Origin of the sequence: Methylobacterium symbioticum (assembly GCF_902141845.1) — a bacterium.
Taxonomy (GTDB): domain Bacteria; phylum Pseudomonadota; class Alphaproteobacteria; order Rhizobiales; family Beijerinckiaceae; genus Methylobacterium; species Methylobacterium symbioticum.
In genome coordinates, this window is record NZ_CABFPH010000006.1 from 66,137 (window position 1) to 84,190 (window position 18,054).

Sequence of the window (18,054 nt, forward strand, 5' to 3'; positions counted from 1 at the left end):
CATGGACCGCATCCGCGTCGCTCTGGCCGACGACCATCCCATCGTCCTCGCCGGCATCCGGTCGCTTCTGACCGCCGACCCCGGGATCGAGCTAGTCGGCGAGGCCACGAGCGGCACCGACGCCCTACCCATGATCCATTCCGCCGGGCCCGACGTCGCCGTCGTCGACGTGTCGATGCCCGGACTGAACGGCCTCGAACTGACGGAGCGGGTGTCCGGCGAGTGCCCCAGCACGCGCGTGCTGGTGCTGACGGTCCACGAGGATGCGGCCTACGTCCGGCCACTGCTCGAGGCGGGCGCACGCGGCTACCTCCTGAAACGCTCGGCGGCCGACGACCTCCTGCGCGCGGTCCATGCGGTCGCCGCAGGTGGCATCTACCTAGATCCGTCCATCGCGAGCCATGCCCTGGATTCCTCGACCACGACCGGACGAGCGGACGCGGACGGTGGCGGAGAAGCGCTGAGTCCACGGGAGACGGAGACGCTGCGGCTGATCGCGCAGGGCTTCAGCAACAAGGAGATCGCGCGGCGGATCGACGTCAGCGTGAAGTCGGTCGAGACCTACAAGGCCAGGGCCGCCGAGAAGCTCGGCCTGAAGACGAGAGCGGAGATCATCCGCTACGCCGCCGCACGCGGCTGGCTGGACGCGTTCACGCTGCGGTAGCGCGCGGCGACAGCCGTCGGGCCTGCGATGCCCACGGACGAAAAGTTCGACCGGCCTCGGCCGGTCCGAACGACGGGGAGAACCCATGCAGGAAAGAATCGCACCACTTGTGCGCGAGGCCGCGACGCTCGAATACATCGCCGACGCTCTTGCGCAAGCGGCGGGCGTCCATGCGGGTGTCGGCGACAGGGGCGGAGCCCGCACGCTCAGACGCATGAGCCGGGAGCATCGCGTCAAGGCGATGCTGAGGCGGGGCCTTGCTGCCGCGATCCTGGGGCGCGAGCTGCCGGCGGCCGGCCCGCGATGATGGTGCGAGGACTTCTACGTTCGGGCCGGTCGGTGCCTTCACGTTCCCATTGCCGGTGTCCGACATCGGAAACCGAGTGAAGGAACGCGACGGACCGCATCGCCGCTCGCAATCTCCCACTTCATGAATTCCTCCGCGACCGACACCGAAGGCGGCCGGTCGCTTGGGTCGAAGCCGTTCGGATGCAGGGCCGGGATCGATTCAGCCGCGACGGCGCTGAGGCCCCGAGGGGAGACGCGTCGTTCCCGACGCCGCCAGCGAAAGTTCCCGAGGTTAGCTGCGAGCGCGTACGGCGCCTGATCTCTCCCGGCGTCGGCATTCATACGACGTCCGGTTGAATTCCGCCGCCCGGTACCACTTTGCGATCGAGGGCCGCCCGTCCCGGACACAGGTGAACTTCCGGAACCGCACCACCGATCGTACGGCGGATGTCCGGTCGCGTAGGTCGACCCGGCCACCGGCAGCTGTCCGCCCCGGCGCAGTCCACGGCCATTTGGCGTCCGGGACGGCTGGCCACGTCCCGGTCTCTCGAAAATCCGGGTCCGAAGATGCACATTCCCGGACTCGCGACGGAGGGAAAGTCCATGACGCGAAGTTTGGCGCGGTGGATGCAGGGTGCCGTACGGAAGCCGGTCGTCCGAAAAAATCCGTGTTTTTCGACCAGGACGATTTCAGGCGACCAATAAGGATCTCCGGGGCTGCGCCCGCAGCCCGGCATGCGGCCAATCCGAGACGGACATGCGCATAGAGCGAGGACGATACCGCCTGACGGACATCACCTCACGCGCCGCAGGCATCCGCGGAGAGGACTACCTGACCTACCGCCCCTTCCTGCTCCGCGTACTCGGTAGGCTTGCGCGCGACGGCTACGCGGTGCCGCCGGGCGATGGCCTGGATCTCGTGCACGATTTTTTCGTCGAGGCTTGGCCCGAGGTCGTCACTCGGTATGATCCGAACAAGGCGCAATTCCCGACTTTCCTTCACCTTTCGTTCGCGAGCTTCGCCCGACCGAGGATCGTCAAGCTGGCCCGCTGGCGGACGAATCTCGTTGATCCCTCCGCTTTTCTGCGTCGGCACGAACAATGGGAATACGTCGAGGCGCAGCAGGAACGATCCTTCGACCTGTACCTCGTCTCAGCCGCCGTGGAGTCGATGGAATATCAGGATCGGATCATACTCGACTTCTACATAAAGGATGCGGGCTCGGAGCGCGAGATCGCGGATCGGCTTGGGATTACGCGATATCGTCTTCGTTCGAAGCTGGCTGACATCTTCGGGAATGTCGCCGCCAAGCTGGGCGACCTCGACGCGTTTCCCGAACCGGATTCTGCGATCGTCGTCGCACTTTGGCGTGACCACAGGACTGCCAAGGAAACGGCGAGCTACCTGAAACTGACGATTCCCGAAGTACAAGCCGTGCGGACCAGGATGTTCCGCCTGCTTGCCGAGACCGTGAAGGGAACAGGCGACATGGGTCACATGGACTCTACCCGAACGGGGGAGAAGAAGTCGTTGTCCAGGTCGGATGTGAAGACACTCCTGCATGACGCCGCAGGCGAACCATCCGAGGCGCGCGAGCAGGCCATGGAGCGGATCCGGCTTCACGCGGATGCCGTCCTCGACCATCTCGAAGGATTGGACGACGACACCGTCCTGTCCGAGGCGGATGCAGATGCGTTCGCGAGAATCTATTCAGCCCTGTCCGGCGAAGAGGATGCGAAGGTCCTTCGGGAGGTGGAACTCCCCTACGTGACGGCCTACGAAAGCCAGGAGGTGTCGATCGGCGAGGCGTTCAGGCAGTCGCTCGTTCCGGGGTTGTCTCCGAAGCTGCGGGACTTGAGCTCCTATTTCCTCGGCCTCAAGGTCGCGGACCCCGAAACACGCGATCGGCTTCAGGCGAGCCCGACGGTGCGCCATGGTGGGCCGGCCGCCCGTGAACTGGCCGTCTATGGTTTGACGCCCGCGGCGTTGGTCGCTGCCGCCCACGCCATTGCCAGCTTGGCGCGACGTGAATGCGACCGGTTGAGGTTGGAACCGGGCTCCGCCATCCGACTGGGCGAAGGCGGCAGCGGCCGACCTATGGTCGACTTGGACGAAGCAGTCGGACAGGTCTCGCTGGTCGCAGAACTCGACGCGGAGGCCGCCCGCCGTACGACGCGCTGGCTCGTGGAGGCGGCGGGGTTCGTCCCCTTGTTGTTCGACGACTTCGTCGCGCAACCGATCGGAGATGAGGTGAGCCTCAGGCTGACGGACGAGATCGAGGACGATTTCTTCGTCCGCTGGAGGTCGCTGCCTCTGGCGGGCGGCAGCCGCGCGACCTCGGATCTATCGGAGGTCTGATTTCCTAACTCAGCACGAAGCTCACCTGACCGGGAGTCGCAGGTGCGGGTACGTTGGCCGGCGGGAGCGGAACGAAACGCCCGGCCGGCGCCAGCCAATGGACGACGCTCTTCCAGACCAGATTACCCTGCTCGCGCACGATCTCATGCATGAGCAGCGTGTTCGGGCGAAGCGCGCGGGCCTGCGGCATGCCTTTCAAGTCCTTGTATTCGAATCTGTCGCGTTGTGTCGTCGATCCGCAGCGGGCTTCCAGGTAGCGCCGGGTGTAGGGACCGTTGGTGGCGACCAATTCGGACAACAGGGCCACGTGCATATGCCCTGAGAGGACCACCGATATCGACTTGTCGACGATGAAATGGTTCAGCAACCGCATCGAGAAATCGGCGATCTCCATCATCCGACGTCTTCCGCCACGCGTGATCTGCACCACGCCCGGACGGGAGGGATCGGGGATTGGTTTGACGGGACCGACCACGGAATGGTGCATGACCAGAACGCGGATCTCGCGTTCTCCGATGGGAGGCAGTCCTTCCAGAGCCTGTAACTGCGTATGGAACGCTCCGCGGCCGAGGATGCGGTTCGGACTGAAGGCGGATACGTCGGCGTCCGTGTCGATGAAGAGGAACTTCAACATCGTCTCGTCGGGCAGGATCCTGGCCCGTACCCTGGGCATTGGTTGTGGGAGATGCCGAGCCAGGCCCTGGGTCGGCCCCCCAATCATCGAGTTGTTTCCGTTCCACTGGTCGTGGTTGCCCGAGATGCCCGTATCCGCCCAATCCGAACGGCCGAGCTGGAAGCCGAACTGCGAAGGCCCCGCCCCCAGAAAGGACCCTGCCAGATCGAACTGACCGACGGCACCGTTGGCCGTGACGTCGCCGGTCACGACCATGTCGAAGCCTTCGCACCGCCGACGCAACCTCGCATGGAAATCGTTCAATGCCAGAACACCCGCAGCGTGATGCCCCAATTGCCCGTCGAAGAGCGGGTTCAAACCGATCAGGCGCGGAGATGGAGCGCTCGAAGCGGTCGACTGTCCGGCCGGGATGTTGCCGAAGTGGAGATCCGAAACCTGGAGCAGCCTGTAGAGCGTCTCATCGGCCACCGGCATCGGTCCAACTCGTTTCGTCCAGGCAAGGAAGGAATGCGACGCCGACCCGGCGTCGGGAGACAGTCCAGGTCAAATAGCCTGACGCCGGTGAAGCCGCGAGGTTCCTTCGCGGCTTTCCAGGCAGCTTACCCGGCGGGACCTGATATGGGATCGGCCGGTGATCACAACGCGCATCCTCTGCCACTGGGGGAGCGCAACCGTGGCTGCTGTCGGTCGGATGTTCGCCTTCAGCAGCTTCGACTCCGGGTCCTACGGGCCGGGCGGCGGCACGTCCGGTCCTCGGACACCGGCCGCGCCATCCACACTCGAACAGGATAGTTTTCCTAGAAGACGGTCCCCGTCCTACCGCGCAGCCTGACACGACGCACCGCGCACCCTGCAGGCCGATCCAGTCGGGGTTGAAGTCGATGCCGAGCGCGGCCCTATCGCGCGCGTCGGCACGACGGTCGGCCTGCTCGGGCCCGATTCAGCGTGCACAGCTCCATGGAACGTGGAGGTGCTCAGTTCAAACCGGCAACCGAAATCGGTAGACAGCATCAGCCGGCGCAGTCCGGAGAACACCGCGTCCATCGAGCGGTGATCGCAGATGCACGGGGGGCATCGCTTTGATTACACCGCTGCGGAAGCGTCGGCTGGCTGACCACGGTCCAGGCGAGCCGTACGAGCGTCGTCCCGAGACGACTGCGCAGCTCGAGGAGCTCGACCTCTTGTCTCGCGACGAACTCGTGGAGCGCTGCGAGATCCCGCGCGGCAATCCGCAGTACGTCGAAACCGAATGTCTCCTCTACTTCGTCAGAAGCACGCGCATCGACAACTCAGACCGCTATTTCGACCGACTGTACGCACAACTGCTGAAGCGAGTCCTCAAACGGCTTCCGAACGCCGAACGCGCCGGTGGCGAAGTCGAATCCTACAGCATCGGCGAGATCCGCGACCGGATGTTCGACCGCTTCGTGACGCTACTGTCCGAAGACCACCACCTCTACTCGGAGAAGCTCGACTTCTTCGAGATCCGCTTCGACAGCGCGATGAGCAGACTTCGGGTGGATGCGGAGAGGAAGGTCTGGCGCGAAGAGAAGCGGACGACCGGCCTGTCGTACGACGACGAATCCGGCGAGCTTTCGAAGGAGGTCGAGCATGCGGCGGGGGAATACGATCCGTTCGACGTCGCCGAAAAATCGTCGACGAATTACCGGTTGAGGCTGGACGCAGCGATCGACGAACTACCTGCGGAACAAATCAGGATCATCGAGATGCTGCGGCTCGGGATACCGATCGACTCGAACGAGACGTTCGCCGTCACGATCGCCAAGACTCTAGGGCGTTCGGAGAAGACCATCAGGACATATCGCGACAAGGCATACCTCGCCATCGAACGCTTCATGAGGGATGGAGACGACCGATGAGCGCCGCTTCCTCGCAGCCATCCCGGGACGACGTCCTCGACGCCTTCTCGGTCGAGCCCGACCACGATCGTCGGACGCTGGAAACCTATCTGACACGATATCCTCAGTTCGCGCGCGATCTCGTCGATCTCGCGCGCGAGCTGTCGCGCACGTTCGTCGAGGACGAACGGCCCTTGTCCGACGAGGACAAACGCCTGATCGAGAACGCGCTCGAGGCCCATCGTTTCGTGGCCCTGGGAGAAGCCGGAGACCCTTTCGCCGGACTTGAGACGGGCCGCCTGCGCGAGATCGCCCGACAGCTCGACGTCCCTCGACAAGTGATCGCTGCGTTCCGTGAACGGAGGATCCGTCTCTCCTCCGTCCCGCGTCGGTTCCTCGGCAGGCTCGCGGCGGCTTTGGACGTCACGGTCGACAAACTCGTCGGTGGTCTGCTCGGGAGCCCGGTTCCCGCCGGAGCACGCAGCTACAAATCGGACGGACGACCGGGCAACGACGGGCTCGCGACCTTCGAACAGGTCCTGATCGACGCGGAGGTCGGAGGCGAGCGGCTCGAAGCTCTGATGTCGGAAGACGCCTGACATGGATGCGGTCGAGATCGCGCGGCAATCTGCGGCCGCCTTGCACGACGCGACGGTCGCGGCGGGTCACGATCCTAGGGATCCCTACGCCTTCGCCGTAGCCGCGGCCGCTCTTCGCGGCATCGACGTCGAGAAGGCTCGGCCCGGTGCGGTCACGCTCGACCGATCGCGGGCGACATACGCGCCTGCCGACGACTTGATTGTCCACGAGAACGTGGGCTCCCCGTTCGAACAGGCCTTCCTCGTCGCTCATGAGATCGGCCACGCCGAACTCGGTGACGGCAAGGCGCCGCCGGGAGTGCCAGCGGAGCCGATGGACCCGGCACGTGCATCGGAGCCTTCGCCCGAGGGTTTCGAAAGGATCGGCTACAACCGGCAGCAGCGCCGCGAGATCCAGATGGACCTCTTCGGACGCGAACTGCTGATGCCGCGCCACGTCGTCCGCAAGTTCCATGTCGTCGATGGCAGGATGGCGTCCGCGATCGCCGACGAGTTCGGGATGCCCTTCGAGGTGGTGGCCCAGCAGCTCTTGGACGCGCTGCTGCTCCCGATCGTTCCGGCGAAGGCGCAGACCGAAGAAGGGCTGCCGCCCCCGTCTCTCAACGCGCGCCAGCGCGTTGCCGCACGACGTTTCTCCGGTCCGTATCTGCTCGCCGCGGGTCCGGGTACCGGGAAGACGCAAACTCTCACGGGACGTGTTTCGTGGCTTCTCGACCAGAACGTCGATCCGCGCTCGATCCTTCTGCTGACGTTCTCGAACAAGGCCGCGGGGGAAATGGCCGACCGCCTCGCCCGGGTCGATCGAGATGCCGCGGCGGCGATGCAGATCGGCACCTTCCATTCCTTCGGGCTCGACCTGATCAAGCGGTTCGTTCCTTCGCTCCGACCAAGACGGCTCATGGACCGGGCGGAAGCGGTCGAACTTCTCGAAGAGCGCTTTCCGGGCTTCGATCTGAAGGAGTACCGCAACCTCTATGATCCGACCCGGATCGTGTCGGAGATGTTGAAGGCCATCTCCCGCGCGAAGGACGAGGTGGTGGACGAACTGCGATACGCCGAACTCGCCCGAGACATGGCGGCGGCTGCAGCGTCGGCCGACGCCGAGAAGATCGCCGCCAGGGCAGGAGAAGTCGCCCAAGTCTACGCCGCGTACGAGCGTCTCAAGGCGGACGAGGGGTGCCTGGATTTCGGCGATCTGGTGATGAGGCCGGTCGTTCTGCTCGAGAACGACGAGCAGGTCCGCGACATCATGCGCAAGCAATGCGCCCATGTCCTGGTCGACGAGTATCAGGACGTGAACCGAGCGAGTGTCCGGTTGCTGGAGGCGCTATGCGGCAAGGGAGAGAATCTCTGGGCCGTGGGCGACGCCCGCCAGTCGATCTACCGGTTCCGGGGGGCTTCGTCGTTCAACATGAGCCGCTTCGGCAAGGAAGACTTCGAAGGAGGGCGCCGGGGACGGCTGCAGGTGAACTACCGTTCGACGAGCGAGATCGTTGGCGCGTTCTCCGCCTTCGCCGAGGAAATGCCGACGGGTGGCGGAAGCCTGAGTTCGAGCCGAGGGCGAAGCGGTGCGGGTCCCGAGCTGCGCAAGGTCGACAGCAAGGAAGCTCTGCCGCAGAAGATCGCGGAAGCGATCGAGGAGATGCGCCGGGCGGGATACTCCTACGGCGACCAAGCCGTGCTCTGCACCGGGAACGAGAAGCTGTCGGATTTCGCCCGAGAACTCGAGCTCCAAGGCATCCCGGTCCTCTATCTCGGCAGTCTCTTCGAGCGGCCCGAGGTGAAGGACCTTCTGTCCTTCCTGTCGGTCCTGTGCGATCCGCGGGGAATGGGCATCGTGAGACTGGCGTCCGTCCCGTGCTTCGCCATGTCGATGCCCGATGTCGATGCCACGCTGTCCGAGTTGCGCCGCAGTCCCTGCCTCCCCGGCGAGTGGGACGTCTGGATTGATCGCTCGAGCATGACGGAGCGCGGCCGGAAGGGGCTCGCGGCGGTGGCCGCGGCATGCGCCGGCTTCGATGCCGGGTCGCACCCCTGGACGATTCTTGCGAGCCTGCTTCTCGACCGTTCCAGGCTGGCGGCGGAGATGTCGGAGGCCGGTGACGTCGCCGGCCGCACGCGAGGCATCGCGGTGTGGCAGCTGATGAACTTCCTGCGGGTTCAGCCGCCCGGTCGGGGCGCTCCGGTGCCGCGCCTCCTAGAGCGCATCAAGCGCTTGGTCCGTCTTCGGGACGATCGCGATCTGAGGCAATTGCCGGCATCTGCGCGCACCATGGACGCCGTCCATCTGATGACCATCCACGGTGCCAAGGGGCTGGAGTTCCCGGTGGTTCACGTGCCGGGGATGAACGCCGACACGCTGCCACGACCGGCGCAGACGCCGCCATGCCCGCCCCCGGATGGAATGATCGAGGGGGCCGATCGCGGCGGCATCGAGACCCTGCATGCAGGCCACGACGAGGAGCAGGAATGCCTCTTCTATGTCGCGGCATCGCGGGCGCGGGATAGACTCCTCCTCTACGCGGCGACCCAAAGATCGGATGGTGGCGCCCGCGCGCTGTCGCGGTTCGTAGACCGCCTCGGCGAAGGGTTGTCCCGAAATCACGTGCAGCCCGTTCCGAAGCCGGCGGCTTCCGTCGAGGATGCGGTGATCAGCCTGCGCGTCGGCGGCGAGATGGTCTTCACGAGCGAGCAGATCGGCCTCTACGAGTCGTGCGCGCGCCGTTTCTTCTACACCCATGTGCTGCGGATCGGGGGACGTCGGACCGAGTCGCCGTTCATGCGCATGCACGAGGCCGTGCGGGTCGTCGTCCACGGCATCGTGGAGGGCAGCATCGCCCCCGCTCCGACGGCTTTGGACGGAGCCATGGCGGTAGCCCTCGAAGAGGCCGGTCTGCCCGATCCCGACTTCCGCCAGTACGGCGTCCACGCGCGCGCGCTCCTGGAATTTTTCGTAGCGACGCGGGACGGGCATCGGCCGGAGACGACCGACGACGTCGTCCTCCGGATCGGCGCCGACGCGATCCGGGTTCGCGCCGACGATCTCATCATGCACTCGGACGGCCGGAGACGCTTCAGACGCGTGAAGACGGGGCACAGGCGGTCGAAGGAGGGTACGGATATTGCCGCAGCGATCCTGACCCTTGCCACGCGGCAGGCATATCCGGATGCCGTCGCCGAACTTGTCCACCTTGCCGACGGCAAGGTCTCCGAGGTGGGCATGAAGCCGACGATGCTCCGAAATCGGCAGCGGTCTCTCGAGGAAGCCCTGCGCCATATCCGCGCCGGCCGGTTTCCCACCGATCCCGGGACCGACACATGCCCTCGCTGCCCGGCCTTCTTCATCTGCGGACCGGTGCCGGAGGGCCAGCTGTCGCGCAACTGGTAGCCATCACGTGTCGGGTGGTTGGCGCTGCTAGGACCGCCGCACTCTTCGCGTTGCCCTAGCGGACACGTGCCTCGACACGTCGGTTTTTACCCATCAAGAGACAATATGTTATCTCTTATCTGCTTAACCAGGGCCGTGAAGATAACATGTTATCCCTCAATGCACCTTCGGAGATCCTGGCGTCGGGTGCCGCCTGGGCGAAGGAGTGCCGTCTGCGGGAACAGCTGACCCAGGACGCGCTCGCCGAACGGTCGGGAGTGAGCCTGGGCTCCCTCAAGCGCTTCGGTCGACATCGCATTCGCCCTACAGGCCGAGAGCGGTTTCGATAGCCTGTTCATACTCCGGCAGTTCGAGACTCTCGAACAGGTGATGGCGCAACCTCTCAAGATAGCAAGGGGCCGCCGGCGATGACCGCGAAGCGACGGAACAAGTCCTTCCTGCAGATCGGCGCCCTCGGCGTCGAGATCGCGATCGGCGACCGAAGCCGCCCGCTCGGCAGGCTGGCTTGGCGCAAGGATGAACGGAGGGCCTACTTCGAGTTCGATCGGGGTTTCCTCGGCGCCCCGCTTCCAATCTCGCCCTTCCGCCTCCCGGCCAAGGCTGGTGTGACGTCGGCTCGGGCACAGACGTTCGAAGGCCTTCATGGTCTCTTCAACGACAGCCTTCCCGATGGCTGAGGACGGCGGCTCCTGGAAGGAAGTCTGCGGAAGCGAGGCTACGACTATCGCTTTCTGACGCCGCTGGACCGGCTGGCCGCGGTCGGGACCAGGGGAATGAGTACGCTGCGGTAGGTGCCCGAAATGCCGCTGGACGAGCAGTCGCCGGAAGGCGTCGCCGATCTCGAATGGCTGGCAGGCCAGGCGCGGCAGGTCGAAGACGATCTGCCGGAGGCGGACATCGACACCCTGCGGCAGGCAGAGGGCAGTTCGGGGGGCGCCCGGCCGAAGGTCGTAATCGGTTTCGATCCGTCCACCCGGACTGTCCGCTACAACGCCGGAGAAGGTCTGCCCGACGGCTACGGGCATTGGCTGCTCAAATTCGGACCGAGGGACGACCCGGCCGAGATCGGTGCCGAGGAGTATGCCTACTCGCTCATGGCACGTGCCGCCGGCGTCGTCATCCCGGAGGCTGATCTGATCCGGACGAAGGCGGGGAGCTATTTTACCGTAAGCAGGTTCGACCACGCCGAGACCTGCCGCGTCCACTTGCACACGGCGTCGGGCCTCGCGGAGGCCGACCACCGTCTCCCCGGAGCCATGGACTCCTCATGAGAATCGCGGGCAACCTGACGCGAGACGTCCAGGAGGTCCGGCAGGTCTTCCGCCGCATGATATTCAACGTGTTCGCCCACAACCGGGATGACCACGCCAAAAACCACGCCTTCCAGATGTCGTCCGACGGGCGCTGGACGACCGCTCCCGCCTATGACCTCACCTGTTCGGTGGGACCCTGCGGCGAACACAATCTCGCCGTCGCCGGCGAAAGCCGAAATCCCGGCGAGCCAGAGATCATGAAGGTCGCCGCCGAAGCATCCATTTCTCCGGCCGACGCCAGGGCGGTCGTCGAAGAAGTTCGCGAGGCGATCGGGCAATGGCCCGAATTCGCCGAGGCCGCGAGGCTGTCTCGTCGCCGGGCTTCGGAGATCGGTGACATCATCGACAGATGGTCCCCACGCGCGCGCACCGGGGTGCAATCCACGTCGCCGTCGGGGTGAAGCGGAGGTCGATCCGTCGATGGCTGCGCCGGCCCTGGCGCGCAGCCGGCAGCCCGCTCCTTCGACACGACGGAATGAAATTTTCCGCGGCCGAGCTTACCGGTCAAGCCTAATCCCTTCGATTGATCCTTCGAGACCGGACGCCGTCCGGCCCATCCTCGAAGGAATCACATCATGCCTCCCCTTCCCGACCGCGGTCACGACGACCACCACGACACCTACCGCATCGAACTGGCGTACGGGAACCTGCAGTTCCGTCCGCTTCGGATCCCCGATCCCGTCCCAGAGGGCAGCCTGATCCTCCGCGAGGCCGGACTGCACCCTCCCGACGACTTCAGTCTGTTCGCGATCCTGCAGACCGGCGACTTCGAGAATGTCCGTTCCAACGAGACGTTCGATCTGCGCGGTCGCGGCGTCGGGCGCTTCGTCGCCTTCCGCTCCGACCGCGACTTCCGTTTCGTGGTACGGGACGCCCGGATCACCTGGGGCAAGCCCGAGATCGCCGGCGCCGACCTCTATGCCTTGGCGGCGCCCGGCGCCGACGAGGCGGTTTTCCTCGACGTTCCGGGCGGCACCGACCGGCTGATCGAGCCCGACGAGACCTTCGATCTCACCGCACCCGGCGTCGAGCGCTTCGTCGTGGCGCGCAAGCCGCCGACCGAGATCGAAATCATCGTCAATGCCCGGCCCCATACGGTCATCGGCTTCCGGGTTACGTTCGAGCAGATCGTGCGGCTCGCCTTCCCGGGCTCCGCCCCGGCGGCGAACGTCGTGTTCACCATGACCTACCAGCGCGCGGCGTCCGAGCCGCATGCCGGGAGCCTGACGGCAGGCGGCGCCGTGGACGTCAAGAACGGGAGCCGGTTCAATGTCACCCGCACCGTTCAGAGCTAGTCCGGACCTCAAGCGTCTTCGCGACGAAGGCTATTGCGTCCAGATCGTCGGCGGGTACCTCGTCATGCGCGAAGTCCCGTACGTGGACGCGCAGCGGCGGATCCGCAGAGGCACGCTCATCTCGAACCTTCTTCTGGCGGGCGACGTCGCCCGCCGACCGGATGCGGAAGTGAACGGTCACGTCGTCCATCTCGATGGCGACTACCCTTGCGACGCGACCGGCAGGCCCATCGATGCGATCCGCTACCAGAGCTGCCCGCAGCGGTGGGGTCACGGTCTTGCGTCCCGGCACTCCTTCTCCAGCAAGCCCGACGGCGGCTATGCCGACTACTTCGAGAAGATGGCGACCTACGCCGGCATCCTCTCCGGGCCGGCGCGACAGATCGATCCAACGGCGGACCCGCGGGTCTACCGCACGCCCGAGGACGAAGGCGAGGAGGGCGTCTTCAGATACATTGAGACGGCCTCGGGCCGGGCCCGGATCGGCGCTCTCACGGAGAAGCTCTGCGGCAAAGTGGCGATCATCGGGCTCGGCGGTTCGGGCGGATACGTCCTGGATCTCGTCGCGAAGACGCCGGTCTCGGAGATCCGCCTCTTCGACGGCGACGATTTCCTTCAGCACAACGCGTTTCGGGCCCCCGGCGCACCTTCGATCGAGGATCTGCGGGAGGTCCCCAAGAAGGTCGACCACTTCGCGGGCATCTACTCGAACATGCATCGCGGCATCTCGGCCCATCCGGTCGCGCTCGACGAAACCAATCTCCACCTGCTCGACGGCATCGACTTCGCCTTCATCTGCGTCGACTCCGGCGAGGCCAAACGCCTGATCATGCAAAAGCTCGAGGAGATCGGCGCGTCGTTCATCGACTGCGGCATGGGGCTCGAACTCGTCGACGGGACGCTCGGCGGCATCCTCCGGGTCACCGCTAGCACGCCCGGCGCACGGGATCGCATCGGGCGGCACGTCTCCTTCGCCGGCGGCGGCGACGAAGACGTCTATGCATCGAACATCCAGGTCGCCGACCTGAATGCGCTCAACGCCATCATGGCGGTCGTGAAGTGGAAAAAGCTCAAGGGGTTCTACCGGGACTTCGAAGGCGAACTCCACAGCACCTACACGACCGACGGCAACCTGCTGGTGAACGAGGTGGCGGCATGACGCGGCACCGGCGCCTCGAGCATCGCTTCGTCGATCTACTCCCGGATCGGCTAGATCCGGGAGTGCTGTACGTCTCGATGGAGTACGGCACGGTCGCCCACAGCTGCTGCTGCGGCTGCGGCACCGACGTCTACACGCCCCTCACGCCGACGGACTGGTCCATGACCTACGACGGCGACACGGTCAGCCTGAACCCGTCCGTCGGCAACTGGCATCAGCCTTGCCGATCCCACTACGTTATCCGGAAGGGCAAGGTCATCGAGGCCGGCCCCTGGAGCGACGAGCAGATCGCCGCAGAGCGGGAGCGAGATCTTGCGGCGAAGGCCCGTCACTACGGATCCGGGCCGGCCGCGAGCCCGCCGGCCGGACCGCCTCCGCCGGAGAAGCAGACCGGGCTCCTGGAACGGCTGAAGCGGTATCTGGCCCGCAGATTCTAGCCGATGCCAGGCCCGGGTGCGCCGGCTGCATGTCGGCGCGCCCGGCGATCTCGAACTCGAACCTCCCGGAGAGCAGGGGCATGAAGCGGCTGGCCATCTTCCTCGACGGCACCTGGAATACACTCGGCAACAACACGAACGTCTGGCGCCTCAAGTCGCTCTGCGACCCGGCGGCCCCGGACCAGCATGTCTACTACGGGCAGGGCGTCGGCACCCGCCTGCTCGAGAAGTGGCGCGGCGGCGTCGGAGGGCACGGCCTGGACGACGAGATCCTCGATGCCTACGCTTGGCTCGTCCAGATCTACGAGCCCAGCGACGCGATCTTCATCTTCGGGTTCAGCCGGGGCGCCTATGCCGCCAGAAGCCTCTCGGGGCTGATCGCCAAGTGCGGCGTGTTGCGCCCGGGAGCTCCGCTCTCGCTCGAGCAGCTCTACGCCCGCTACCGGCGCGGAAACGAGAAGACGATTAGAACCCTCCTGGGCGCCCCTGCTAACGCGCCGTCGAGCCTGGAGGAGCGTTGGGTCGCCGCCTGCTGCCATGCCGCCGACATCGAGTTCGTCGGCGTGTTCGATACCGTCGGCTCGATGGGCAGCCCATTGTCGAGCCTGTCGTCGCGCATCGCCAGATATCGCTTCCTCGACACCCACCTCTATCGCTGGAACAGGCGTGCCTTCCACGCGCTCGCCCTCGACGAGCATCGCCGTTCCTTCGAACCAACCTTCTGGACCCGCACGATCGAGAGCACGACGCCGGCCGCAGGACCGACCCGGTCGCTCGACGAAGTCGAACAGCGCTGGTTCGTCGGTGCGCATGCGAACGTGGGCGGAGGCTATTCGAGCGACATCCTCGCCCAGGCGCCTCTGAAATGGCTGATGGACAAGGCGGCGCTCGCTGGACTCCGGTTCCGCCCAGGTTTCGAGACCGACGCGTCGGATGCGACGGCGCCGATCGCGGATTCCTATGCCCAGTTCGTGCCCGCTCCCCTCCGCATGATCGCACGTCCCTTCGATCGGCCGGTGGGGTCGCCGCCAAGGGTCGGATCCACGAAGACGACCTCCCGCATCAACGAGACCATCGACGGAAGCGTCTTCGAACGATGGCGTGCGAACCCCGCCTACCGACCTCAGAATCTGTCGGAGTGGTCGAAGCGGCTGGGGGTCGATCCGGCCAGCCGGGCGGGATCTGTCCGAGCAGCCGACGGAGCGCTCCTCGCCGCGCAGGGACCGCAGATCGGCTAACCGACGCATCCCGCTCCAGCCCGGGCACCGCGACGGGGAGCGCCGTCGCGGGACCTGACCCGACATCGGCCGGCGGAGGTGACTTTGCGATTCGCAGGGATTCGAAGGAACGAAATATCGAGCCGCCGCCGTCACGACGGCCGGCATCTCTTTCCTCTGTACTCCACCCGGTCCTTCGGGCGCCGGCTTCTGCGGGGACAAATCGGGGACAAATATGAAAACAGCGAGCGAAAAAGCCGTTCCGAATCAGAGATTTGCAGGACGAGAGAAGGAGTGGCGGAGACGGAGGGATTCGAACCCTCGATACCCTTTTTAGGGGTATGCTCATTTAGCAAACGAGTGCCTTCAGCCTCTCGGCCACGTCTCCGGCACCACCGGCTCTAAGAGTTCGCCTCGCGTCGGTCAACCCGGTCCCGCGTTGAAGCCGGGGCTGTGGCAGCGGTGCGACGGCGTTCGTAGTGCTTGGCGACGCGCAGGTGGCGCGAGATCGCGTAGTTCATCGCGGTGAGGAAGCCGTAGACGCCGCGCACGAAGTGGCGCCGGCCGAGATAGGCCTTCAGGAAATTGCCCGGCAGCTCGACGAAAACGCGCCAGCTCGGGATGACAACGCCGCGGGCCTCAAGGTCGTCCGCCTGCTGGTCGGAGTAGCGATTCAGCTTGTCGAGCTGGTCGCCGAGCGAGCGCACCGAGAAATGGTGGATCACCCCGCGCAGGCGCCCGGGCACGATCCCCGGTCGCAAATCCACCCGGTCGTGGACCGGGGACGGCGAATAACGGCCGGCATCGATCCGGTAGAGGCGCACGGGGGTGAGCGTGTAGGCCCAGCGGTGCGGCCGGCCCTCGCCGGGAAAAATCTCGGCAATCCCGGTGCGCCAGGCGGGCAGGCGCGGCTCGCCCTGCGCGAACAGGGCGCGGATCTCCGCGGCGAGCTCGGGCGGCACCACCTCGTCGGCGTCGAGGTTCAGGAGCCAGGGATGGCGGCACTGCTCCTCGGCAAAGCGCTTCTGCGGCCCGTAGCCCGGCCAGGAATTGTGGATCACCCGGGCGCCGAGGCTCTCGGCGAGAGCCTGCGTGCCGTCCGTCGAGCCGGAATCGACCACGACGAGGTCGTCGGTCAGGTCGCGCACCGCGCGGATGGTGGCGCCGATCCGGTCGGCCTCGTTCTTGGCGATGATGAAGACGGAGAGCGGCAGGACCGCGTGCGGGACGGACATCGCCGGACCTCAGGCCAGGGCGTCGGCGAGGCGCTTGCGCTGCACCTTGCCGTTGGCCGTACGCGGCAGGGCTTCGAGGAAGCGGATCTCGCGAGGGCATTTGTAGGCGGCAAGCCGCGCGCGGCACCAACCCAACAGCGCCTCGGCGTCCGGCTCGGCTCCCGGCTGCAGAACGACGAAGCCGCAGACCACGCGGACATCCGACCGCACAGCGAGTTCCGCCACCCCGACCTCGGCGACATCCGGGTGCTCGGCGAGCACGCCCTCCACTTCGTTCGGCGAGACGCGGTAGCCCATCGCGTTCATCAGGTCGTCGTTGCGGCCCTCGAACCAGAGGTAGCCATCGGCATCGAGCCGGGCGAGATCGCCGCCCGCGAACCAGTCGCCCCGGAAGACCTGCGCCTCCTCGTCCGGACGGTTCCAGTAGCCGAGCATCAGCCCAGGCTCCGAGCGGTGGACGGCGAGCAAGCCCGTCTCGCCCGCGGGCAGCGGCTCAGGCGCGCCCTCGGGCGCCAGGATCGCGACGCGCCGCCCCGGCTGCGGCTTGCCCGGCGAGCCAGGGCGCACCGGGATCGTCGGCCCGCTCGACACGTAGGTCGAGATCTCGCTCATGCCGAGAGCCTCGTAGAGCGGTTTGCCCGTCGCCGTGCGCCAGGCCTCCAGGATGTCAACAGGCAGCGCCTCGCCCGCCGTGCAGCCGTGGCGCAGACTAGCGAGGTCGTGGGCGGGCAGGTCACCGTATTTGAGGATCTGCCGATAGAGGCTCGGGACTGCGGCGAAGATCGTGGCCCGCCGCTCGGCGATCAGGCGCGGCCACACGCCCGGGTCGCGCGGGCCGTTATAGAGCACCGAGGTCGCCCCCACCGCCCAGGGGTCGGTGATGCCGACGCCCAGCGTGTAGGTCCAGTTCATGGTACCCGCATGCAGCATCACGTCGCTCTCGGAGAGACCGAGCCAGTGGGCCAGCATCGGCCGGCGGCCATAGATGGTGCGGTGAGCATGCAGCACGCCCTTCGGGCGGCTCGTCGTGCCGGAGGTGTAGACGAGGGTCGCCGGATCGTCGGCTGCGGTGTCGGCGTAGTCCGCGACCGGCCCGCCGGCTTTCATCGCAGCGATGTCGTCGGGCCCGAGCAGGATCCGGCCGGCGAGCGCCGCGCGGTCGACCATGCAGCCGCTCGCCACCGCGACGGCGGCCGCGCCCGAATTCTCCATCAGGAAAGCAGCCTCGGACGGCGTCAGCTGCGGCGAGGACGGCAAGGCGACGAGGCCGGCAGCGAGCGCGCCGAAATAGACCAGCACGTAATCCGCCTCATTGCCCATGCGGATCATCACGCGGTCGCCGCGCTGCAATCCGAGCCCGAGGAGCCCTGCCGCGATGCCGCGCACAGCACGGTCCGCCTCACCGAAGGTCAGGCTCGCGACCGCGCCGCCCTCCCCTACCATCACCAGCGCGGTCTTGTCGGGCCGCACGGCCGCGTTCGCGCCGAGGCAGTAGCGGGCGGCGTTGAAACGGGCGGGCGGATGACGGTCGTCGGACACAGGGCGCGCCTTCCTGAGCAGAAACTGCCCGCGTGTCGGCCATTGTGGGGCGTCGCGTCAACGGTCGG

The 18,054-nt window shown here is 66.2% G+C and carries 16 protein-coding genes and 1 tRNA gene; 13 read left to right on the forward strand and 4 right to left on the reverse strand.

The features are described 5' to 3' along the window. Position 1 precedes the first annotated feature (1 nt). The 3 genes from MET9862_RS03915 to MET9862_RS03925 all read left to right on the forward strand — a co-directional run bounded on the left by MET9862_RS03915 (position 2) and on the right by MET9862_RS03925 (position 3,311). Complete coding sequence (locus MET9862_RS03915) at positions 2 to 664, forward strand: response regulator transcription factor (protein WP_142581799.1); 663 nt, start codon at positions 2 to 4, stop codon at positions 662 to 664. An 85-nt stretch (positions 665 to 749) separates the two neighbouring features. Next, positions 750 to 971 (forward strand): hypothetical protein, encoded by a 222-nt coding sequence (locus tag MET9862_RS03920; protein WP_142581800.1) that lies wholly within the window; start codon positions 750 to 752, stop codon positions 969 to 971. A gap of 738 nt (positions 972 to 1,709) precedes the next feature. After that, the gene (locus MET9862_RS03925; RefSeq protein WP_142581801.1) at positions 1,710 to 3,311 is read left to right on the forward strand and encodes a sigma-70 family RNA polymerase sigma factor; all 1,602 of its coding nucleotides are present in this window, start codon (positions 1,710 to 1,712) and stop codon (positions 3,309 to 3,311) included. Positions 3,312 to 3,315: 4 nt separating this feature from the next. On the opposite strand, the gene MET9862_RS03930 is transcribed toward MET9862_RS03925, so the two are convergent. After that, complete coding sequence (locus MET9862_RS03930; protein WP_142581802.1) at positions 3,316 to 4,419, reverse strand: metallophosphoesterase family protein; 1,104 nt, start codon at positions 4,417 to 4,419, stop codon at positions 3,316 to 3,318. A gap of 707 nt (positions 4,420 to 5,126) precedes the next feature. Here MET9862_RS03930 and MET9862_RS03935 point away from each other — a divergent pair. The 10 genes from MET9862_RS03935 to MET9862_RS03975 all read left to right on the forward strand — a co-directional run bounded on the left by MET9862_RS03935 (position 5,127) and on the right by MET9862_RS03975 (position 15,233). Beyond that, entirely contained in the window at positions 5,127 to 5,825 is a 699-nt protein-coding gene (locus MET9862_RS03935) for a DNA-binding response regulator (protein ID WP_244612553.1), read from the forward strand. Beyond that, complete coding sequence (locus MET9862_RS03940) at positions 5,822 to 6,403, forward strand: hypothetical protein (protein ID WP_142581804.1); 582 nt, start codon at positions 5,822 to 5,824, stop codon at positions 6,401 to 6,403. Before MET9862_RS03935 ends, MET9862_RS03940 begins: the two co-directional genes overlap by 4 nt. 1 nt (position 6,404) lies before the next feature. Then, positions 6,405 to 9,791, forward strand: coding sequence for a UvrD-helicase domain-containing protein (locus MET9862_RS03945; protein WP_142581805.1), 3,387 nt, complete (start codon positions 6,405 to 6,407; stop codon positions 9,789 to 9,791). Positions 9,792 to 10,198: 407 nt separating this feature from the next. After that, positions 10,199 to 10,468 (forward strand): HipA N-terminal domain-containing protein, encoded by a 270-nt coding sequence (locus MET9862_RS29940; RefSeq protein WP_244612554.1) that lies wholly within the window; start codon positions 10,199 to 10,201, stop codon positions 10,466 to 10,468. Between the two features lie 123 nt (positions 10,469 to 10,591). Next, positions 10,592 to 11,062 (forward strand): HipA domain-containing protein, encoded by a 471-nt coding sequence (locus tag MET9862_RS30400; protein WP_280178948.1) that lies wholly within the window; start codon positions 10,592 to 10,594, stop codon positions 11,060 to 11,062. Then, the gene (locus MET9862_RS30405; RefSeq protein ID WP_280178949.1) at positions 11,059 to 11,505 is read left to right on the forward strand and encodes a HipA domain-containing protein; all 447 of its coding nucleotides are present in this window, start codon (positions 11,059 to 11,061) and stop codon (positions 11,503 to 11,505) included. Before MET9862_RS30400 ends, MET9862_RS30405 begins: the two co-directional genes overlap by 4 nt. A gap of 174 nt (positions 11,506 to 11,679) precedes the next feature. Beyond that, complete coding sequence (locus MET9862_RS03960; RefSeq protein ID WP_142581806.1) at positions 11,680 to 12,399, forward strand: multiubiquitin domain-containing protein; 720 nt, start codon at positions 11,680 to 11,682, stop codon at positions 12,397 to 12,399. Then, positions 12,374 to 13,558 (forward strand): ThiF family adenylyltransferase, encoded by a 1,185-nt coding sequence (locus MET9862_RS03965; RefSeq protein WP_142581807.1) that lies wholly within the window; start codon positions 12,374 to 12,376, stop codon positions 13,556 to 13,558. Before MET9862_RS03960 ends, MET9862_RS03965 begins: the two co-directional genes overlap by 26 nt. Next, positions 13,555 to 13,995 (forward strand): ubiquitination-like system serine protease family protein, encoded by a 441-nt coding sequence (locus tag MET9862_RS03970; RefSeq protein ID WP_109950268.1) that lies wholly within the window; start codon positions 13,555 to 13,557, stop codon positions 13,993 to 13,995. Before MET9862_RS03965 ends, MET9862_RS03970 begins: the two co-directional genes overlap by 4 nt. 80 nt (positions 13,996 to 14,075) lie before the next feature. After that, the gene (locus tag MET9862_RS03975) at positions 14,076 to 15,233 is read left to right on the forward strand and encodes a T6SS phospholipase effector Tle1-like catalytic domain-containing protein (RefSeq protein ID WP_142581808.1); all 1,158 of its coding nucleotides are present in this window, start codon (positions 14,076 to 14,078) and stop codon (positions 15,231 to 15,233) included. Between the two features lie 274 nt (positions 15,234 to 15,507). Here MET9862_RS03975 and MET9862_RS03980 read toward each other — a convergent pair. The 3 genes from MET9862_RS03980 to MET9862_RS03990 form a co-directional block, all read right to left on the reverse strand. After that, positions 15,508 to 15,600, reverse strand: a tRNA-Ser gene (locus MET9862_RS03980). Positions 15,601 to 15,613: 13 nt separating this feature from the next. Further along, the gene (locus MET9862_RS03985; protein WP_142581809.1) at positions 15,614 to 16,447 is read right to left on the reverse strand and encodes a glycosyltransferase family 2 protein; all 834 of its coding nucleotides are present in this window, start codon (positions 16,445 to 16,447) and stop codon (positions 15,614 to 15,616) included. Between the two features lie 9 nt (positions 16,448 to 16,456). Next, on the reverse strand, positions 16,457 to 17,986 hold the full coding sequence (locus tag MET9862_RS03990; protein ID WP_244612555.1) for a class I adenylate-forming enzyme family protein: 1,530 nt from the start codon (positions 17,984 to 17,986) through the stop codon (positions 16,457 to 16,459). Positions 17,987 to 18,054: the final 68 nt, after the last annotated feature.

Excerpts from the sequence above, each read along its gene's own strand:
- MET9862_RS03915 (WP_142581799.1), top strand. The coding sequence starts at position 2 with ATGGACCGCATCCGCGTCGCTCTGGCCGACGACCATCCCATCGTCCTC.
- MET9862_RS03920 (WP_142581800.1), top strand. The coding sequence starts at position 750 with ATGCAGGAAAGAATCGCACCACTTGTGCGCGAGGCCGCGACGCTCGAA.
- MET9862_RS03925 (WP_142581801.1), top strand. The coding sequence starts at position 1,710 with ATGCGCATAGAGCGAGGACGATACCGCCTGACGGACATCACCTCACGC.
- MET9862_RS03930 (WP_142581802.1), bottom strand. The coding sequence starts at position 4,419 with ATGCCGGTGGCCGATGAGACGCTCTACAGGCTGCTCCAGGTTTCGGAT.
- MET9862_RS03940 (WP_142581804.1), top strand. The coding sequence starts at position 5,822 with ATGAGCGCCGCTTCCTCGCAGCCATCCCGGGACGACGTCCTCGACGCC.
- MET9862_RS03945 (WP_142581805.1), top strand. The coding sequence starts at position 6,405 with ATGGATGCGGTCGAGATCGCGCGGCAATCTGCGGCCGCCTTGCACGAC.
- MET9862_RS29940 (WP_244612554.1), top strand. The coding sequence starts at position 10,199 with ATGACCGCGAAGCGACGGAACAAGTCCTTCCTGCAGATCGGCGCCCTC.
- MET9862_RS30400 (WP_280178948.1), top strand. The coding sequence starts at position 10,592 with ATGCCGCTGGACGAGCAGTCGCCGGAAGGCGTCGCCGATCTCGAATGG.
- MET9862_RS30405 (WP_280178949.1), top strand. The coding sequence starts at position 11,059 with ATGAGAATCGCGGGCAACCTGACGCGAGACGTCCAGGAGGTCCGGCAG.
- MET9862_RS03960 (WP_142581806.1), top strand. The coding sequence starts at position 11,680 with ATGCCTCCCCTTCCCGACCGCGGTCACGACGACCACCACGACACCTAC.
- MET9862_RS03965 (WP_142581807.1), top strand. The coding sequence starts at position 12,374 with ATGTCACCCGCACCGTTCAGAGCTAGTCCGGACCTCAAGCGTCTTCGC.
- MET9862_RS03970 (WP_109950268.1), top strand. The coding sequence starts at position 13,555 with ATGACGCGGCACCGGCGCCTCGAGCATCGCTTCGTCGATCTACTCCCG.
- MET9862_RS03975 (WP_142581808.1), top strand. The coding sequence starts at position 14,076 with ATGAAGCGGCTGGCCATCTTCCTCGACGGCACCTGGAATACACTCGGC.
- MET9862_RS03985 (WP_142581809.1), bottom strand. The coding sequence starts at position 16,447 with ATGTCCGTCCCGCACGCGGTCCTGCCGCTCTCCGTCTTCATCATCGCC.